Origin of the sequence: Hydrogenophaga taeniospiralis (genome assembly GCF_020510445.1) — a bacterium.
Classification (GTDB): Bacteria; Pseudomonadota; Gammaproteobacteria; order Burkholderiales; family Burkholderiaceae_C; genus Hydrogenophaga.
The window spans coordinates 4816925-4834624 of sequence record NZ_JAHBAG010000001.1 but is presented as its reverse complement, the minus strand read 5'-3'; the positions used below and the strand labels follow the sequence as shown (position 1 = coordinate 4834624).

The window sequence follows — 17700 nt, the reverse complement described above, 5'->3', positions numbered from 1 at the left end:
CCGGGAACCCTGTGGCCCGACCCCGAACCAACCCCGTCTGACCCTCCATCCATGGCCAGGGAGCCGACCATGACAATCCCCCGTCTGTTCAGCCTTTCGCTCACCACAGCCCTTGCCGCGCTCGCCGCCGCCGCGCCAGCCGCCCAGGCCCAGGCCCAGGCCCAGGCGGGTGGCGTCACCACCGAGGTGGTGGCGCGCGGTCTGCAGAACCCCTGGGGCCTGGCCTTCATCGGCGAGGGCCGCATGCTGGTGACCGAGCGGCCCGGGCGCATGCGCGTGGTGGCGCCCGATGGCACGCTCGGCGAGCCCTTGGCCGGTGTGCCCCAGGTGGACGTGATCGGGCAGGGCGGTCTGCTCGACGTGACCACCGACCGCGACTTCGCGCGTAACCGCACCCTCTATTTCTGTTACGCCGAGCCCGCCGCCAGCGGCGGCGGCAACTCCACCGCGCTGGCCTCGGCCCGCCTGTCCAAGGACGCCACGCGGCTGGAAGACGTGAAGGTCCTGTTCAGCCAGAAACCCAAGGTCAGCAGCCGCGCGCATTTCGGCTGCCGCATCGTGCAGGCCCGCGACGGTAACCTGTTCCTCACGCTGGGCGACCGCTTCAGCCGCATGGCCGACGCACAGACCCTGGACAACCACCTCGGCAAGGTGGTGCGCATCCGGCCCGACGGCAGCGTGCCGCCCGACAACCCCTTCGTGGGCCGCGCGGGCGCGCTGCCCGAGATCTGGAGCCTGGGCCACCGCAATCTGCAGGGCGCCGCGCTCGCGGCCGACGGGCGCCTGTGGACCGGTGAACACGGCCCGCAGGGCGGCGACGAGATCAACCGCCCCGAGGCCGGCAAGAACTACGGCTGGCCCCTCATCACCTACGGCGAAAACTACGGCGGCGGCCCCATCGGCGAAGGCCTCACCGCCAAACCCGGGCTGGAGCAGCCGCTGCACTACTGGGTGCCGTCCATCGCTCCGGCCGGCATGGCCTTCGTGCACAGCGATCGTTACGGCAAGGCCTGGCGCGGCAACCTGCTGGTGGGTTCGCTCAAGTTCCGCTACCTGGCCCGGCTGGAGCTCGACGGCACCCGCGTGCGCCGCGAGGAAAAACTGCTGCCCACGCTGGGCCAGCGCGTGCGCGACGTGCGCCAGGGCCCGGACGGCTTCATCTACCTGCTGACCGACGAACGCAACGGCCAGTTGCTGCGCCTGCTGCCCGCGCGCTGAAAGGACCGCCATGCCCACCCCACCGGCCGCCGCCAAGGCACCCGCCGCACACGCAGCGCGCCCCGCGCCCGGCCTCGACCTGGAGCGCGCCGCCCTGGCCCGGCGTTACCAGGCGGTGCGCGAGCGCAGCCTGGCGCTGGTGGCGCCACTCTCGCCCGAAGACTGCCAGGCCCAGTCCATGCCCGACGCCAGCCCCGCCAAATGGCACCTGGCGCACGTGACCTGGTTTTTCGAGACCTTCGTGCTGGAGCGCTTCGAGCCCTGCTTCCAGCCCTTCCACCCGGCCTTTCGCGCGCTCTACAACAGCTACTACAACGGCGTGGGCGAACCCTTTTCGCGGCCCCAGCGCGGCCCGCTGACCCGCCCCGACTTTGCCGAGGTGCTGCGCTGGCGCGCCGAGGTGGACCAGCGGGTGGCCCGGCTGCTGCGCCACACCAGCCAACCGGAGGCCCTGGCCCTGATCGAGCTGGGTGTGCAGCACGAGCAGCAGCACCAGGAACTGCTGCTCACCGACATCAAGCACCTGCTCTCCATCAACCCGCTGCACCCGGTGTACCGGCGCGCCTGGCCGCTCAGCAGCGTGGCCAGCGTGCCGGCGCAGTGGGTGGAGCGCCCCGGGGGGCTGGTCGAGATCGGCCACGCCGGGCCGGGCTTTGCGTTCGACAACGAAAGCCCGCGCCACCCCCAGTGGCTGCAACCCCATGCGCTGATGAACCGGCCGGTGACCCACGGCGAGTGGCTGGCCTTCGTGCGGGACGGCGGCTACACCGACCCGCGCTGGTGGCTCGCCGCCGGCTGGGACTGGCTGCGCGCCGAAGGCCTGGCCGCGCCGCTCTACTGGACACTGCCGGCCGACAGCGCCGCGCTGCCCACGGTGTTCACCCTGCACGGCGACATGCCGCTGGACCCGCACACCCCGGTGACGCACATCAGCTACTACGAGGCCGACGCCTTCGCGCGCTGGGCCTCGGCCAGCCGTGCCGAATGGGCCGGCGCGCGCCTGCCCAGCGAGGCCGAGTGGGAAGCCAGCGCCGCGGCCCTGCCGGTGCAGGGCAACTGCCAGGACAGCGGCGCTCTGCACCCCATGCCCGCGCGCGCGGCCGCCGCGCCCGGCGCGCTGCTGCAGATATATGGCGACGTGTGGGAATGGACCAACAGCAGCTACAGCGCCTACCCGGGCTACCAGCCGGCCGGAGGCGCGGTGGGCGAGTACAACGGCAAGTTCATGGTGAACCAGCTGGTGCTGCGTGGCGGCTCCTGCGCCACGCCGCTGTCGCACCTGCGCGCGAGCTACCGCAACTTCTTTCCCGCCAGCGCCCGCTGGCAGTTCAGCGGCCTGCGCCTGGCGCGCAGTCTTTGACCCCGTCGCCCCGGCCCGCCCCAGCGCGGCCCGGGATGTGTTCAACACCGGGCCCACGGGCCTGCAACCCCCAGGGCCTGCCATGCCGTCCACACCCTGTCTGCCCAGCTTTGTCCAGCTGCACCGCCCCGACGACGACGCCGTGCGCGCCGAACTGGCGGGCGGGCTGGCGCTCACGCCGCCGCGCATCGCCCCCAAGTTTTTGTACGACGCGCTGGGCTCGCGCCTGTTCGACGCCATCACCGAACTGGCCGAGTACTACCCCACGCGCACCGAGGCCGCCATCTTCGCGCAGCACGCGCCCGACATGGCCCAGGCCCTGCCCGCCGGCGCGGTGCTGATCGACCTGGGCGCGGGCAGCTGCGCCAAGGCCGCGCGCCTGTTTCCCGCGCTGCGGCCCGCCGCCTACGTGGCGGTGGACATCTCGGTGGACTACCTGCGCGCCGCGCTCGACGCCCTGCAGCAGCGCCACCCGGCGCTGCCCATGCTGGGCCTGGGCATGGACTTCTCGGCCCGGCTCGCGCTCGGCCCGCAGGCGGCGGACTGGCTGGCCACGAGCGGCGCCGCGCGGCTGCCGCGCGCCGTGTTCTACCCCGGCTCCAGCATCGGCAACTTCTCGCCCACCGAGGCCCTGGCCCTGCTGTGCCAGGCGCACGCGGTGTGCGCCGCCGGTGGCGCGGGCGGGGGCCTGCTCATCGGCGTGGACCGCGTGAAGCCACGCGCCGTGCTCGAACCCGCCTACGACGATGCTCTGGGCGTGACCGCCGCCTTCAACCGCAACCTGCTGCTCAACGTGAACCGCCTGCTGGGCGCCGACTTCGCCCCCCAGGCCTGGCGGCACGTGGCGTTCTTCAACGCCGAGGCCTCGCGCATCGAGATGCACCTGGAGCCCACCCGCGCGCAGACCGTGCGCTGGCCCGGTGGTGAACGCCATTTCGCGGCCGGCGAGCGCCTGCACACCGAAAACTCCTACAAGTGGGAACCCACCGATTTCGAAGCCCTGCTGCACGACGCGGGCTTTGGCGCCGTGCGCCACTGGAGCGACCCGCACGACTGGTTCAGTGTGTTCTGGGGAGCTGCTTGACCACCCCTGCCGCGGGCTGCGCCCGCGACCCCCTCAAGGGGGCCACACCAGCGGCCCGGCGGAGCCGGTTCCGCGGTGTGTGCTGGTGGGAACCCGTCAACGCTGACCGACCACGCTGCGAAAACCGGCAAAGATGTCGTTGCGCTCGGGCGTGAAGAAGTTGCGGTACTGGGGGTGGCGCATGCGCGGTGCGGTGGCGTGGCTCGCGCCTTTGAGCACCGGGCGGCCGTCGAACCAGGGCCGGGAGTAGTCCACATAGGGGTGCGGCTGAAAACCGGGGAAGGGCGCGAAGGCGCTGGCGGTCCATTCCCACACCTCGCCCCACTGGAAACCCGGGTGGCCCGCGGCCACTTCCCATTCGGCTTCGCTGGGCAGGCGCCGCCCGGCCCAGGCACACCAGGCCTGGGCCTCGAACGCCGTGAGGTGGCAGGCCGGCGCGGCCATGTCCAGCGGCTGCCAATGCCCGCCCCGTTGCCGCTCCCAGCCGCCATCGGTTGACGGGCGCAGATGGCGCGGGTAGCGCCAAGGCTCTGCGCCCGAAGCGCTGCGCCCGGGCTCCACCGTTGCGCCGGCCTGCAGCCAGGCCCAGCCCGCCTCGCTCCAGAAACGCCGCTGCGCATAACCGCCCGCCGCCACGAACGGCAGAAACCGCGCCCAGCTGACGGCGCGCGCGTCGATCTCGAAAGCCGCCACCGATACGGCGTGCGGGCCCAGCTCATTATCAAAAGCGAAGCCCGGGCCGCTGCGGCCCAGGGTCCAGGGAGTGGCGGCGACGGACAGGGTTTGTGGCAGGGTTTGCTCTGGGGGCGGCGCGGCGGTGGACACAGTGGCGTCCAGAGCGTCCAACCCCAGCGTCTGCGCCATGTAGACCGCCGCCTCGGCGTGCATGTCTTCGTGGAACAGCGCGAGGCGAAAGAAATACAGGCCAGCGTCGTCGTCGGGCGTCTGCGCCAGCAGCGCCAGCGTGTCGGCCAGGCCGTGGGCCAGGTCGGTGCGCACCGCCTCGGCGTCCGGCAGGTCCAGCTGCCAGCGCCGGTCGTGTGGCACGGTGCTGGAGTTGTACAGCGCGTCTGCGTTCACGCCGTGCGTGGCCTGCCGCGCTGGCGCGCGCGGCGCCAGCGGGTCGGCCTGCGTGCCTTGCCCGCGCTGCGGGTTGCGCGCGATCCACCAGTCGGCAAACCAGCCGATGTGGCCCAGCTCCCACAGCGGCGGGTTCAGCTCGGGCGTGCAGGGCACGCGCAGGGCCGGCCCCAGCGCGGCCTGGTAGGCGGCGAACAGGCGCAGCGTGCGCTCGCGCGCACCCACCAGCGCCTGCGCCAGCGCGGCCTTGCCGGCGCAACGGGCCTGTTCGGCTTCGGACACAATCACCGCCATCGACGCACCCCCATGAAAAAACCCGCTCTCTGCATCGTCACTCCCGCGCTGGCCGATGCCAACAACGGCAACTGGCAGACCGCGCGCCGCTGGGCGCAGATGCTGTCGGGCCATTATCGGGTTCGCCTGGCCCAGCGGTGGCCCGATGGCGACGCCGCCGCCGACGGCACCGACATCCTGCTCGCCCTGCACGCGCGGCGTTCGGCCGCCTCCGTGGCCGCGTGGGCGCAGCAGGCGCACCCCGGGCGGCCGCTGGTGCTCGCGCTCACCGGCACCGACCTGTACCGCGACATCGCCACCGACGCCAGCGCGCAGCGCTCGCTGGCCCTGGCGCAGCGGCTGATCGTGCTGCAGGACCAGGGCCCGCTGGCCTTGCCCGAGGCCCTGCGCGGCAAGGCCCGGGTGGTCTTCCAGTCCAGCACCCCGCGTCGGACCCTGGCCAAGACCACGGCGTGGCTGCGCGTGCTCATGGTGGGGCACCTGCGCGAGGAGAAGTCGCCCCAGACGCTGTGGGCCGCGGCGCGCCTGTTGCGGCCCGACGAAGGCATCCAGATCGACCACATCGGCGATGCGCTCGACACCGCGCTGGGCGAGGCCGCGCGCCAGTGCATGCGCGACTGCCCGCACTACCGCTGGCTCGGCGGCCAGCCACACGCCCGCACGCGAGAGCGCATCCAGCGCGCGCACCTGCTGGTGCACCCCAGCCACATGGAAGGGGGCGCCCACGTCATCATGGAAGCCGCGCTCAGTGGCACGCCCGTGCTGGCCTCGCGCATCGCGGGCAACGTGGGCATGCTCGGTGCCGACTACGGCGGCTACTTCTCCGCGGGCGACGCCGCCGCGTTGGCCGCGCTGCTGCGCCAGGGCCGCCAGGACCTCGCCAGCGGCGGCGCCTGGCTCGCCGCGCTGCAAGCACAATGCGCGATCAGAGCCACCCGGTTTGAACCGGCCGCCGAGCGGGCCGCCTTGCTGAGCCTGCTGGGCGAACTGCGACACCCCACCGGGCGGCAACCTCCCTGAGCCGCGCCGCCGCATCCCAACCTTCCGCCGCACCGAACCCGAACCCGCCGATGAACGCACCCATGCCCCAACCCGCCGCCACCAAAGAACCCCGCCTCACCAGCCTCTCGCACGGTGGTGGCTGCGGCTGCAAGATCGCCCCCGGCGTGCTCAGCGACATCCTCAAAGGCACGGCTGCCATGCCCATGCCGCCCGAGTTGCTGGTGGGCATCGAAACCGCCGACGACGCCGCTGTGTACCGGCTCAACGACGAACAGGCCCTGATCGCCACCACCGACTTCTTCATGCCCATCGTCGACGACCCGTTCGACTTCGGCCGCATCGCCGCCACCAACGCCATCAGCGACGTCTACGCCATGGGCGGCACGCCCATCATGGCGCTGGCCCTGGTGGGCATGCCCATCGGCGTGCTCAGCACCGGGACCATCGGCCGAATCCTCGAAGGTGGCCAGAGCGTCTGCCGCGCCGCCGGCATCCCCATCGCGGGCGGCCACACCATCGACTCCGTTGAGCCCATCTACGGCCTGGTGGCCCTGGGGCTGGTGCACCCCCGGCGCGTCAAGCGCAACGCCGACGCACAAGTGGGCGACCGCCTGATCCTGGGCAAACCCATCGGCGTGGGCGTGCTCTCGGCCGCGCTCAAGAAGGACGCGCTCAGCGCCGAGGGCTACGCCCGCATGATCGCCACCACCACCCAGCTCAACACCCCCGGCCCCGACCTGGCGGCGCTCGACGGTGTGCACGCGCTCACCGACATCACCGGCTTTGGCCTGGCCGGCCACACCCTGGAGATGGCGCGCGGTGCCCACACCACCGTGCGCCTCAGCATGGACCGCGTGCCGCTGATCGAAGGCGTGCGCGCCCTGGCCGCCCAGGGCATGGTGACCGGCGCCTCCGGCCGCAACTGGGCCGCCTATGGCCACGAAGTGCGCCTGGGCGACCACCTGCAACCGGTGGACCAGGCCCTGCTGAGCGACCCCCAGACCAGCGGCGGCCTGCTCGTGGCCTGCGCGCCCGACGCGGTGGCCGAGGTGCTGGCCATCTTCGAGCGCCACGGTTTCGCCGCCGCCGCCGAAGTGGGCGAGATCGTGGCGCCTGTGGCTGGCGGGGTGCGGCTGCAGGTGGTTTGAGACGGGGCTAGGGCTCAGGCGGTTGCCATGCACAGCGGGAAGATCGTTCTGGTTTCTACCTCCGGCTACGTCGCGAGCCGGGATGATCCGTTGTTGCGGGAACTGATCGAGAGCCAGATTGAGCTGTTCTGCGCCCTGGGTGTCGACGCCGAAAAATGGGAGGATGCGCTGGACTGGATGTGCATGGGAGCCGACGGCTCGGAGGCCACATTCATCACCACCACCTCGCATCCTGGCGAATCAGAGGCCGAGGTCATCGAGTTCGCCCGAAGCTTTTCCACCGAGAGGCCACACGAAGTCGAGGTCATTCGGGTTTGAAGGGGGTCCTGAGTGCTGTTAACCGCCGCTTCCTGGATGATGGTGCCGGGCGCGCCTTCGGCCTTCTAAAACACCATGCAACAACAGATTTTCATAGTGCTTTAGAGTCCAGAAGCTTCAGGAGGCACCCATGAAAAAACCCGATTCGACCGAGGGCCTGTTGGCCTCTGCGCTGATTGACCAACGCATCGCCGATCTCGCGGACTGGCGCGGGCAGACCTTGGGCCGGATGCGCAAGCTCATCCAGGAGGCCGACCCGGAGGTCGTCGAGGAGTGGAAGTGGATGGGCACGCCTGTGTGGTCGCACGACGGGATCCTCTGCACCGGCGAGTCCTACAAGTCGGTCGTGAAACTGACCTTCGCCAAGGGGGCTTCGCTGGACGACCCGGCCAGACTGTTCAATTCGAGCCTTGACGGCAACACCAGGCGCGCGATGGACATTCGTGAGGGCGAGGTGGTTGACGCGGCTGAGTTCAAAGCGCTCATCCGTGCCGCCATCGCCCTCAATACCGCCGCAAAAGCAAAGCCCAGGCGAGCGAAGTAGGCCACCGAAGCGCAGAACGCTCGCCACGCACATGAGCCCTCAGGTCGTTGCCGTCAGTTCCAGCCCGGCCCACGCTTTCACCAAGGGCGTTGCCTCGCAGATCCGCTTGCTGGCGGGCCTGGGTGTGGAGGGGGACGCGCATTGCGGGGTCACCGTGCAGCACCGCTCGCGGGTGGCGCAAGACCCAACGCAGCCGAACCTGCGCCAGGTTCACCTCATCCATGCCGAGCTGTTCGAGGAACTGGCCGCGCAGGGGTTCGAGGTGGCACCCGGCCAGATCGGCGAGAACATCACCACACGCCATCTCAAGCTGCTGGCGCTGCCGGTGGATTCCGAGTTGCACATCGGCCCTTCGGCCATCGTCAGACTCACCGGTCTGCGCAACCCCTGCGAACAACTGAACCGATTTCAGTCGGGTCTGATGGCCGCGGTGCTCGGCCGCACGCCCGAGGGGGCGCTGGTTCGCAAAGCCGGTGTCATGGGGGTCGTGGTGGCCGGCGGGGTCGTGCGACCGGGTGATGCCATTTCCGTGCGGCTGCCGGCAGGGCCCCACCGCATGCTGGATCGCGTTTGACCAGGGCCGCCAGGCCGCGCCGCGCTGCTCTCTTCTTTCCTCACACGTGGACACCATGAAAATCCTGTGCCTGTCGGGCAGCCTGCGGGCCGCATCCATCAATGCCGCGCTCCTGCGTGCGGCGGTGCGGCTGGCGCCGCCAGAGGTCCAACTCACGGTGTTTGCTGGCGTGGGCGATCTGCCGCTCTTCAACCCCGATCTGGAGGTGCAGCTGCCTTCGCCGGTCCGCGCGTTGCACGCCGCGGTTGCCGCGTCGGACGCGCTGTTGATTGCGAGCCCCGAATATGCCCATGGCGTTACCGGCGCGATCAAGAACACGCTGGACTGGCTGGTCAGCTTTGAGCCCTTCGTGGGCAAGCGTGTCGCGGTCCTGAACGCTTCGCCGCGTGCGCACCATGCCGACGCGGCGCTGCGCGAAACGCTCAAGACCATGTCGGCCGAGATCGTCGAACCGGCTTCGCTCAGTGTCCCGCTGCTCGGGGCCCATCTGGGCGAAGACGGCATGGTCGAAGACCCGCTGGTCAGTGCCACCGTCCGGCGCTCCCTGGCCGCGCTGCACGCGGCCGTGCTTCAGGGGCAGACCGAGCAGGGCCCCTCGTTTCCGGTGGCATAGCGCCATGAACGAGCAGCAGTCGCTGGCGGCGGCCATCCACGAAGCGGTGAGGCTGCAGGCCTACGACTCCTCGTGGCCTGCGGCGTACGCCACCGAGCGGGAACGCCTGCTGCGGGTGATTCCCGGCGTGTTTCTCGATCTGCAGCACATCGGCAGCACGGCGGTGCCAGGCCTGGCGGCCAAGCCCATCATTGACATCATGGCCGGTGTCGCGTCCATGGCGGTGGCCGAGTCCTTGGCGGCGCCACTGTGCGCGTGCGGCTACACCACCTCGGCCGAATTCAACGCCACCCTGCGCGACCGCAAATGGTTCATGCGCTGGGCCGATGGCCACCGCACCCACCACCTGCACGTGGTGGTTCACCAGGGCCAGGCCTGGCACGAGCGGCTGCGCTTTCGCGATGCGCTGCGCGCCGACCCTGCGCTCGCCGCCCGCTACGCCGGGCTCAAAGCCAGCGCCGCCGAGCAACACGCGAGCGACCGGGAGGCGTACACCGATGCCAAAGCCGGTTTCGTTCGCAGCGTGTCCGACGCCGCGCGGCCGTTGCATCATGAAGACCTGCCCTTGCCGCTCAAACACCAGACATCCGAGGAGAAAAAGCCATGACACCCGCTGAACTGGAACAGTACCTGCACGAGCACATTCCCCTGTCGCTGGCAATGCAGGTTTCCGTGGAAGAGGCGTCGCCCGCGCAGGTGGTGCTGGGCGCCCCGCTGCGTCCCAACATCAACCACCGCGACACCGTGTTCGGTGGCAGCGCTTCCGCGCTGGCCATCCTGTCGGCCTGGTCGCTGTTGCACACCAAGCTGACAGCGGCGGGCTACAAGACCCGGCTGGTCATCCAGCGCAACACCATGAGCTACGAGCAGGCGATCGTGGGCCACTTCACGGCCCGCGCGCCAAGCCCGACACCCGAGGCATGGCAGGCGTTCACCCGCATGCTGGAGCGCAAGGGCCGGGCCAGAATCACCGTCTCGTCAACGCTCTGGTACGACGGCGCTGAAGCGGGCCATTTCGAAGGCGAATTCGTCGCGCTGGGCACCACGGGCGCGTAGTCGGTCAAGGAGTGCTGCCATGGAACTGCTCGTGAACATCGATGTGGATGACCTGGACAAGGCGCTGCGTTTCTACACGAGCGCGTTCGATCTGCAGGTAGGGCGGCGCTTTGGCGCGGATGGGGTTGAACTGCTGGGCGCTTCCTCCGCGATCTATCTCCTGGTGAAGCCCGCCGGCAGCCCGGCGACCCAGGCCTCCAGCCAGGTGCGCGACTACGGGCGGCACTGGACGCCGGTGCACCTGGACCTGGTGGTGACGGACATCGATGCCTCGGTGCAGCGGGCGCTGAGTGCGGGCGCGACGCTCGAAGCCGAGGTCCGGTCCAGCAACTGGGGCAAGATCGCGCCTATGGCCGATCCGTTTGGCCACGGTTTCTGCCTGCTCCAGTTCGTGGGCCGAGGCTACGACGAAATCGCCACCGCGGCGTAACACCCGGGCGTACGGTGGACCGTTCGCTCAACGAAGGCAGACCCATGCGCATCACCCTCTGGCTTCTTGCGTTCGTTGCCCTCGTGTACGGCGGTGCCTGCGTGGCCCTGTACGCGTTTCAACGCTCGTTCCTGTACTTTCCCCAACCCAGCGCCCTGGCGGGGCCGGACACCACGCGCAAGCTGGTGGTGCCAGGGGCCGAACTGGCGGTGTCGGTCCGGCCGCACAGCGGCCCGAAGGCCCTGATCTATTTCGGCGGCAACGCCGAGGACGTGTCGCAGCAACTGCCCTGGTTTGCCCGCGTGTTTCCGGACCACGCCATCTACCTGCTGCAGTACCGCGGCTACGGCGCCAGCACCGGGGCACCCACCGAAGCGCTGCTCAAGAGCGATGCACAGGCCCTGTTTGACTCGGTGCATGCCGACCACCCGGACGTGGCCGTGGTGGGGCGCAGCCTGGGCAGCGGTGTGGCCGTGCACCTCGCGAGCCAGCGGCCGGTGTCGCGCCTCGTGCTCGTGACGCCGTACGACAGCATCGTGGAGCTCGCGGCGCGGCAGTTCCCGGCGTTTCCGGTGCGGTGGCTGCTGACCGACAAGTTCGAGTCGTGGCGCTACGCGCCCTCGATCCGGGTGCCCACGCTGCTGCTGGCGGCCGAGTTCGACAACGTGATCCCGCGCTGGAGCACCGACCGCCTGCGCACACGCTTTGCCTCAGGCGTGGCCTCGTTCTCCGTGGTACCGGGCACCGACCACAATACGATCTCGAACAGCCCGCAGTACCTGGAGGCACTGCGCGCCGCGTTGTGAGCAGGGAGCGCGAGAGGGGTCGCTTGGTGGCGGGCTTCCGGGGGGCGCTCTGGTGAGGTGGTCTGGGTCGCGATGGGGTGACGCCTTGGTGTGTTGCATGCGCGCCAAAGGTTGGCGCCCTTTCGGTGGAAACAACGACTTTTGATCCACTGCGCTTGGACAACCCGAGGTGCTTCGGCGAAGCGGCGCTTTTTCCGTGATAGCGTGTCGGCTCCCGCGACTGCGGGGACCGCTGTGAAGCGGTAATTCCCGGGGTTTGTCGAACAACTCCGGCGTTTTCTGTCACAACCCCACCCCATCATCGGAGGAAAAAAGTGAAACGATTTCTGGGCGCCATGTCCATCTGTGTTGCCCTCGCCGGGTGCGCAACCGTCAATCGAATGGCCTTTGACAAAGAAGCCAAGACCATCGACACCAGCGAGAAGTCCGTCGTGCTGATGGCCCTCGAGGTGTCTCGATCCGACGACAGCCGCTACGTCCCGATGCCGGTGCTGGTGAAGCTCGAGCAGCCGAACGCCCAAAGCAAGGAAGAGCGGCAGAACTTCGCGCTCAGTGCGCTCTCAGACGTCGTCAAGGAAGGGGACCGCACCGTCTACCTGACGCGCATGGCCCTGAAACCAGGCCAGTACAAGATGGGCGAAGTGACGGGCTCGGCCATTGGGTTCCCGTTTGTCGGGAGCTTCGTGGTTCCCCTGTTGATGGACCTGAATGTGAAGCCGAACTCGATCACCTATGTGGGTCGGCTCACGGCCAAGCTTCGACCCCGGCAGGGGGAAGAGTTCCGTGCCGGACCGGTGATTCCCTTGATTGACCAGTCGGTGACGGGCTTGTCCGGCGGCACCTGGGATGTGACCACGGAAGACCTGTCGGAGAAGGACCTTGCGCTGTTCCGCTCCAACTTCCCCGTGCTCACAACGGCCACCATCGAAAATGCGCCGCTCCCGCCGTTCGACCGTGCGGCGGTGCAGCGCTGGTGGGAGGGTGGCATGCAGCCGACGGCGGCGGCGCAGGCCGCTCCGGTGGCGGCCAGCAAATAAGGCCAGGGCCATCGGCCCGCCCCGGCGGTGACCGCTGGGGCGTGCATCCCGCGGCCATCAGCGGGAGCGGTTTCCCGTTGCGCGCGGCCGGTGCCCGAGGAAGGTCGGGCGCGCCGACCGAAGTGTGTTTCAATGTTTTTTTGTCACCCGTCTCGGTGCCGTCAGCACCGGGGGCGGGTGTCGCATACTGGAGATACACCCTTGAACATCACCCGAATCGTGGCCATTCTTTTCATCGTCGGGGGCGCGCTGGGCCTGGTTTACGGCAGCTTCAGCTACACCAAGGACACCACCGCGCTCAAGCTCGGGCCGATCGAGCTCAAGGTGGAGGAGAAGGAAACGGTCAATGTGCCCGTGTGGGCGGGCATTGGCGCCATCGTCGTGGGCGCGGTGCTGCTGGCTGTGGGCGGCAAGAAGGGCTGACCGGTCCGCACGGCGCCCGGTGGCCCGCCTTTGTGCGCGGCCAGCGGGGTGCTTCAGGGTGCTTGGTCTGCCCAGCGCAGCCCGGCCACCCAGCCGGTGCTGTGGCTCGCGGTGTTGTCGCTGTCGGCGCCGATCAGCACGGTGGAGATGCGGGGCAGGGCTTCGCGCGGTGTCTGGGCGCCCTGCGGCAGCTCGTCGGCGAAGAGCCGGGCGAAATCTTGCGCCACGTCGCGAGATTCGTTCACCCAGCGCGCCAACGGCGCACCGCGGCCTTGCAGGCTGATGAAGCGCACGCGGCGGCTGTAGGGGTTGGCGCCTTCGGTGAGCGCCGGGTGCGAGCTGTCCCACAGATAGCACAGCGTGGCCGCAGGCAGCGCCTCGCCGCTCACGCCGCGCGCCAGGCGCAGCACGGTGCGTTCCCAGAATGGCACGCGTTCCATCGGGTGGTCGAACATCACGCAGACCTTGAGCGCGGCGTCGTCGCCGGCCTTGCTGAGGATGTCGACCGGCACCCGGGCGCCCACGAGCGGCTGGTCCAGCCGCCAGCGCCATTGCAGCCGCGCGGCAGGTACAGGGCCGCTCCAGCCGTGCACCAGCGTACCGTAGGACGACGCGGTGGACACCTTGAGCGCGCGTTCGCCGTCCACCGTGCCGGCCTCGAAGCGGGTCGGCGGCAGTTCGGTGTGTTGCTGGGGAAAGCCGACAAAGCGCCAAGCCGGGTGCAGCGCGCCGTCGTCCTGCAGCAGCGGGGGCAAGGCGGCGCCGGTCTGGGTCTGAGCCGGGGCGCTGCCCACCAGCGCCAGCGCGAGCAGGGTGCCGGCCAGGGTGGTGCGGCGGCAGTGGGTGGCGCGCATGGTCAGCGGCCGGCGTCGTTGAGCGACCAGTCGTAGTCCAGGTGGCTCACGGGCAGGCTGCGCGCGCGCAGGCGGGCCTGCTCGGCGGGTTGATCGCTCAGCTGTTCGGCGTAGCGGGCAAACACGTCTTCCACCCGCGTGAACCCCTGGTGGCCGGCCTCGAAGTCTTCGCGGAACCACTTGAAGATGCTGCTGACTTCCAGCCGGCCCCCGACCACGCGGTTGCGCGTGCGGTCGCCCAGGAAGCGGCGCATGCCGTCTTCGAGCTGGGCCTCGAGCTTCGCGGCGGTGAAGGCCTCGTCGCGCAGCGCCGGGCAGCCGATGCTGGCGCAGTTCACCGCGGCGTGCACGCGCGGCTCCTGGTAGCGCGGACGCAGCTGCTCGTGTTCGATCCAGTCGAGGTGGCGCTCCTGGCCGAGCAGCCGGAAGAACTTCTTTTTCCAGGGCGCCTGGATGAACGAGCCCAGGTCCTTGATGGACTTCAGATCCGGGTATTTCGTGAGGATGAGTTCCACCGTGAAGGCGTTGTAGGCGTTGATCAGAAAGGCCATCTGCTGCGGCCGGCTCCAGCCGTCGAACGTGGCCTGGGGCACGGCGCTCAAGGCCTCGAGCACGGTTGCCAGCGCGGCGCGGTCGGCCAGAAACCCGGCGTAGCCGACGCGCGACTGCTTGCCGTCGGCCAGCCAGCGCACGTGTTTTTTCAGCAGCGCGTCCCAGGCGGCGTAGCCGTGGTCGAACGTGGGCTGGGCCCGCGCGGCGAGCGGAAAAAACGCGCTGGCGGCGAGCAGGGCCAGGGTCTGGCGGCGGTGGATCATGGTGTGTCGATTCTTTCACGGCCGGTGGGTTCCACCGGCATCGTCATCCGCGCTTCCAGGCGTGGTACTTCGCCACCCAGGCCAGCAGCCGCTGCGGCGCGTGCGCGCGCTTCCATTCGCCCGCGGCGTACTTGTTGGCCTCGGCCAGTGTGGGGTAGGTGTGGATGGTGCCCAGGATCTTGTTCAGACCCAGGCCGTGTTTCATGGCCAGCACGTATTCGGCCAGCAGATCGCCGGCGTGCGTGCCGACGAGGGTGACGCCGAGGATGGTGTCCTTGCCCGGCACGGTGAGCACCTTCACGAAGCCGTGGGCCTCGCTGTCGGCGATCGCGCGGTCCAGGTCGTCAATGCCGTACTTCGTGACCTCGTAGGGGATGTTCTTTTCCTTCGCTTCCTGTTCGTTCAGGCCCACGCGCGCCACCTCGGGGGCGATGAAGGTGGCCCAGGGGATCACCGAATAGTCGGCCTTGAACTTCTTGAAGTCGCCAAAGAGGGCGTTGACCGCCGCGTACCAGGCCTGGTGTGCGGCCACGTGGGTGAACTGGTAGGGACCGGCCACGTCGCCGGCGGCGTAGATGTTGGGGTAGAGGGTCTGCAGGTACTCGTTGGTCTCGATGGTCTTGTTCGTCGGGATGCCCAGCTCTTCCAGCCCGTAGCCCTGCAGCCGCGCCACGCGGCCCACGGCACAGATGAGCTGGTCGAAGGGGATGCGTTTTTCCGTGCCTTCGTGCTCGACGATCAGCATCTTCTCGCCGCCCACGGCCTCGCAGCGCAGCGCCTTGTGTCCGGTGAGCACCGCCACGCCGTCCGCTTCCAGCGCGGCTTTCGCGAGCGCGCTCACCTCCTCGTCTTCGCGGATCATGATGCGCGGCGCCATCTCCACCTGCGTCACCTGCGCGCCCAGCCGGCCGAAGGCTTGGGCGAGTTCGCAGCCGATGGGGCCACCACCCAGCACCACCAGGCGTTGCGGAACCTCGTCGAGCTTCGCGAAGGCGTCCCACAGCGTGTCGCTGGTGACATAGCCCACCTCGTCCAGACCGGGCAGCGGCGGCACAAAGGGGCGGGCACCGGCCGCGATCACGATGCTGCGCGCGGAGAGGGTCTGTGTGCCACCGCTGCTCTGCGCGATCTCCACCGTCCACGGGTTCAGCAACCTGGCGTAACCCTGCAGCACCTCCACGCCCAGACCGGTGTAGCGCTCCACGCTGTCGTGCGGCTCGATGGCTTTGATCACGTCGTGGATGCGCTGCATCACGGCCCTGAAGCTGAAAGCCGGGCTTGCATCGCTCAGGCCGTAGTTCGATGCGTGGCGCATCTGGTGCGCCAGTGTGGCGCTTTTGATCAGCGCCTTGCTCGGCACGCAGCCGTAGTTCAGGCAGTCGCCGCCCATCTTGTGGGCCTCGATCAGCGTCACCTTGGCCTTCACGGCGGCGGCGATGTAGGCCGACACCAGGCCGCCCGCGCCCGCGCCGATCACGATCAGGTTGCGGTCAAACTTCGCCGGCCGAACGCTGGCCCAGCGTGCGTACACCTTGCGCTTTTGCACCACCTCCACGACGCGCCGCGCGATCAGTGGGAACAGGCCGAGTAGCACAAAGGAGCCCAGCAGCGCCGGGCTCAGGATGCCTTGCAGCGACGTCAGCTGGCCCAGTTGCGTGCCCGCGTTCACGTACACCGCCGTGCCGGCCAGCATGCCGAGCTGGCTGACCCAGTAAAACGTCCAGGCCTTCATCTTCGTCAGGCCCATCAGCAGGTTGATCAGGAAAAACGGCACCACCGGAATCAGCCGCAGCGTGAACAGGTAGAACGCACCTTCCTTCTGGATGCCTTTGTCCACCTCGGCCAGGCGCTGGCCAAAGCGCGTCTGCACGCTGTCGCGCAACAGGAAACGCGAGGTCAGAAACGCCAGCGTGGCGCCGATGCTGGAGGCGAACGACACGATGAGCAGACCCCAACCCAGGCCGAAGATGGCGCCACCCGCGAGCGTGACGATGGTGGCGCCGGGCAGCGAGAGCGCGGTGACGGCGACGTAGACCGCGAAATACCCCAGCGCGAGCGCCAGGGGCTGCTGCGCCCGCAGCTCGGCGAAACGGGCCTGGCTCTGCTGCAGGAAGTCGAGGCTGAAATACCGGTTGAGATCGAAGGTGAAAAAAGCGACGATGGCCATCAGCACGGCCACCAGCAGCAGGAGTTTGCGGAAGTTCACGGCACGGTTCTCGGGTGGGTTTCCTGGTGAGTCGCGCAGGGTTCGCCATTCTTACACCGGAAGGGACAAGGCATGAGGCAATGGATAGGCAGTGCGCTGGCGCGCTACCTGGGCGCGCCGGGGCACACCGCGAGCATCGGTTTTCCCACCGACATGGTGTTGCTGGCCGCCTGTGTGCGCCCGGGCGACGTGATCCTGGTGGAGGGCAACTCGCGCGTGAGCACGGCCATCAAGTACCTGACCCAGTCCACCTGGTCGCACGCGGCGCTCTACGTGGGGCCGATCGCCGGTGGCGGGAGCGACGCGCTCAACGTGGTCGAGGCCGACATCAACGCCGGTGTGCGTGCGGTGCCACTCACGGCGTTCGCCGGGCGGCACTGCCGCATTTGCCGGCCGGCCAGCCTGCGCGCCGACGAAGCGCAGGCCGTGTGCCGGTTCACCCTGCAGCGCCTGGGCCACCACTACGACCTGAAGAACATCGTCGATCTGGCGCGTTACCTGTTTCCCACGCCACCCGTGCCCACACGCTGGCGCCGCCACCTGCTCGCGCTGGGCAGTGGCGACCCCACGCGTGCCATCTGTTCGACGTTGATCGCGCAGGCCTTCGCGTCGGTCAACTACCCCATCCTGCCCATCATCGAGGTGGCCCAACTGAACGATCCGCACTGCCAGGACTGTGTGCGCCAGATCCTGCACGTGCGCCACCACAGCCTGTACACGCCGCGCGATTTCGACGTTTCGCCGTATTTCCAGGTGGTCAAACCGACGCTGGAGGCGGGCTTCGACCACCACCGGCTGGTCTGGGCATGAGGGCCCCCCGCCGCGCTGCGCGCGCTGC

20 protein-coding genes are annotated in these 17700 nt (G+C 69.2%); 16 read left to right on the top strand and 4 right to left on the bottom strand.

The window, feature by feature from the left end; genetic code table 11:
* Positions 1–69 precede the first annotated feature (69 nt).
* From KIH07_RS23160 to egtD, 3 genes are all read left to right on the top strand, one after another.
* On the top strand, positions 70–1218 hold the full coding sequence (locus KIH07_RS23160) for a PQQ-dependent sugar dehydrogenase (protein WP_226494200.1): 1149 nt from the start codon (positions 70–72) through the stop codon (positions 1216–1218).
* 10 nt (positions 1219–1228) lie between these two features.
* Positions 1229–2578: an ergothioneine biosynthesis protein EgtB gene (egtB, locus tag KIH07_RS23155; RefSeq protein WP_226494199.1), complete on the top strand. Its 1350-nt coding sequence runs from the start codon at positions 1229–1231 to the stop codon at positions 2576–2578.
* 82 nt (positions 2579–2660) lie between these two features.
* The gene (gene egtD, locus KIH07_RS23150) at positions 2661–3662 is read left to right on the top strand and encodes an L-histidine N(alpha)-methyltransferase (protein ID WP_226494198.1); all 1002 of its coding nucleotides are present in this window, start codon (positions 2661–2663) and stop codon (positions 3660–3662) included.
* A 96-nt stretch (positions 3663–3758) separates the two neighbouring features.
* On the opposite strand, the gene senA is transcribed toward egtD, so the two are convergent.
* The gene (gene senA, locus KIH07_RS23145; RefSeq protein WP_226494197.1) at positions 3759–5024 is read right to left on the bottom strand and encodes a selenoneine synthase SenA; all 1266 of its coding nucleotides are present in this window, start codon (positions 5022–5024) and stop codon (positions 3759–3761) included.
* A 24-nt stretch (positions 5025–5048) separates the two neighbouring features.
* Between senA and senB the strand changes: the two genes are divergently transcribed.
* The 12 genes from senB (at position 5049) to KIH07_RS23085 (ending at position 12987) form a co-directional block, all read left to right on the top strand.
* A complete protein-coding gene (gene senB, locus KIH07_RS23140; protein ID WP_226494196.1) occupies positions 5049–6056 on the top strand; it encodes a selenoneine biosynthesis selenosugar synthase SenB in 1008 nt (335 codons plus the stop codon).
* A 50-nt stretch (positions 6057–6106) separates the two neighbouring features.
* Positions 6107–7186, top strand: a complete 1080-nt coding sequence (gene selD, locus KIH07_RS23135; RefSeq protein WP_226494195.1) for a selenide, water dikinase SelD — start codon at positions 6107–6109, stop codon at positions 7184–7186.
* Positions 7187–7213: 27 nt separating this feature from the next.
* Positions 7214–7504 (top strand): hypothetical protein, encoded by a 291-nt coding sequence (locus KIH07_RS23130; protein WP_226494194.1) that lies wholly within the window; start codon positions 7214–7216, stop codon positions 7502–7504.
* Positions 7505–7634: 130 nt separating this feature from the next.
* A complete protein-coding gene (locus KIH07_RS23125) occupies positions 7635–8048 on the top strand; it encodes a DUF1801 domain-containing protein (RefSeq protein WP_226494193.1) in 414 nt (137 codons plus the stop codon).
* 31 nt (positions 8049–8079) lie between these two features.
* On the top strand, positions 8080–8622 hold the full coding sequence (locus KIH07_RS23120) for an MOSC domain-containing protein (RefSeq protein WP_226494192.1): 543 nt from the start codon (positions 8080–8082) through the stop codon (positions 8620–8622).
* Positions 8623–8677: 55 nt separating this feature from the next.
* Positions 8678–9235: an NADPH-dependent FMN reductase gene (locus KIH07_RS23115; protein WP_226494191.1), complete on the top strand. Its 558-nt coding sequence runs from the start codon at positions 8678–8680 to the stop codon at positions 9233–9235.
* A 4-nt stretch (positions 9236–9239) separates the two neighbouring features.
* Complete coding sequence (locus KIH07_RS23110) at positions 9240–9842, top strand: GrpB family protein (RefSeq protein ID WP_226494190.1); 603 nt, start codon at positions 9240–9242, stop codon at positions 9840–9842.
* On the top strand, positions 9839–10291 hold the full coding sequence (locus tag KIH07_RS23105; RefSeq protein WP_226494189.1) for a YiiD C-terminal domain-containing protein: 453 nt from the start codon (positions 9839–9841) through the stop codon (positions 10289–10291). Before KIH07_RS23110 ends, KIH07_RS23105 begins: the two co-directional genes overlap by 4 nt.
* A gap of 19 nt (positions 10292–10310) precedes the next feature.
* Positions 10311–10721 (top strand): VOC family protein, encoded by a 411-nt coding sequence (locus tag KIH07_RS23100; protein ID WP_226494188.1) that lies wholly within the window; start codon positions 10311–10313, stop codon positions 10719–10721.
* Positions 10722–10765: 44 nt separating this feature from the next.
* Positions 10766–11527, top strand: coding sequence for an alpha/beta hydrolase (locus KIH07_RS23095; protein ID WP_226494187.1), 762 nt, complete (start codon positions 10766–10768; stop codon positions 11525–11527).
* Between the two features lie 314 nt (positions 11528–11841).
* On the top strand, positions 11842–12564 hold the full coding sequence (locus tag KIH07_RS23090; protein ID WP_226494186.1) for a hypothetical protein: 723 nt from the start codon (positions 11842–11844) through the stop codon (positions 12562–12564).
* A 201-nt stretch (positions 12565–12765) separates the two neighbouring features.
* Entirely contained in the window at positions 12766–12987 is a 222-nt protein-coding gene (locus KIH07_RS23085) for a hypothetical protein (protein WP_068173642.1), read from the top strand.
* Between the two features lie 53 nt (positions 12988–13040).
* Here the strand turns inward: KIH07_RS23085 and KIH07_RS23080 are convergent, their stop codons facing one another.
* Genes KIH07_RS23080 through KIH07_RS23070 form a run of 3 tightly spaced genes read right to left on the bottom strand, consistent with a single transcriptional unit; the run spans position 13041 to position 16862 of the window.
* Complete coding sequence (locus tag KIH07_RS23080; RefSeq protein WP_226494185.1) at positions 13041–13841, bottom strand: DUF3047 domain-containing protein; 801 nt, start codon at positions 13839–13841, stop codon at positions 13041–13043.
* Positions 13842–13843: 2 nt separating this feature from the next.
* Positions 13844–14656: a DUF547 domain-containing protein gene (locus KIH07_RS23075; protein WP_226494184.1), complete on the bottom strand. Its 813-nt coding sequence runs from the start codon at positions 14654–14656 to the stop codon at positions 13844–13846.
* 43 nt (positions 14657–14699) lie between these two features.
* Positions 14700–16862 (bottom strand): FAD-dependent oxidoreductase, encoded by a 2163-nt coding sequence (locus tag KIH07_RS23070; RefSeq protein WP_226494183.1) that lies wholly within the window; start codon positions 16860–16862, stop codon positions 14700–14702.
* 72 nt (positions 16863–16934) lie between these two features.
* Between KIH07_RS23070 and KIH07_RS23065 the strand changes: the two genes are divergently transcribed.
* Complete coding sequence (locus tag KIH07_RS23065; RefSeq protein ID WP_226494182.1) at positions 16935–17672, top strand: YiiX/YebB-like N1pC/P60 family cysteine hydrolase; 738 nt, start codon at positions 16935–16937, stop codon at positions 17670–17672.
* Positions 17673–17700: the final 28 nt, after the last annotated feature.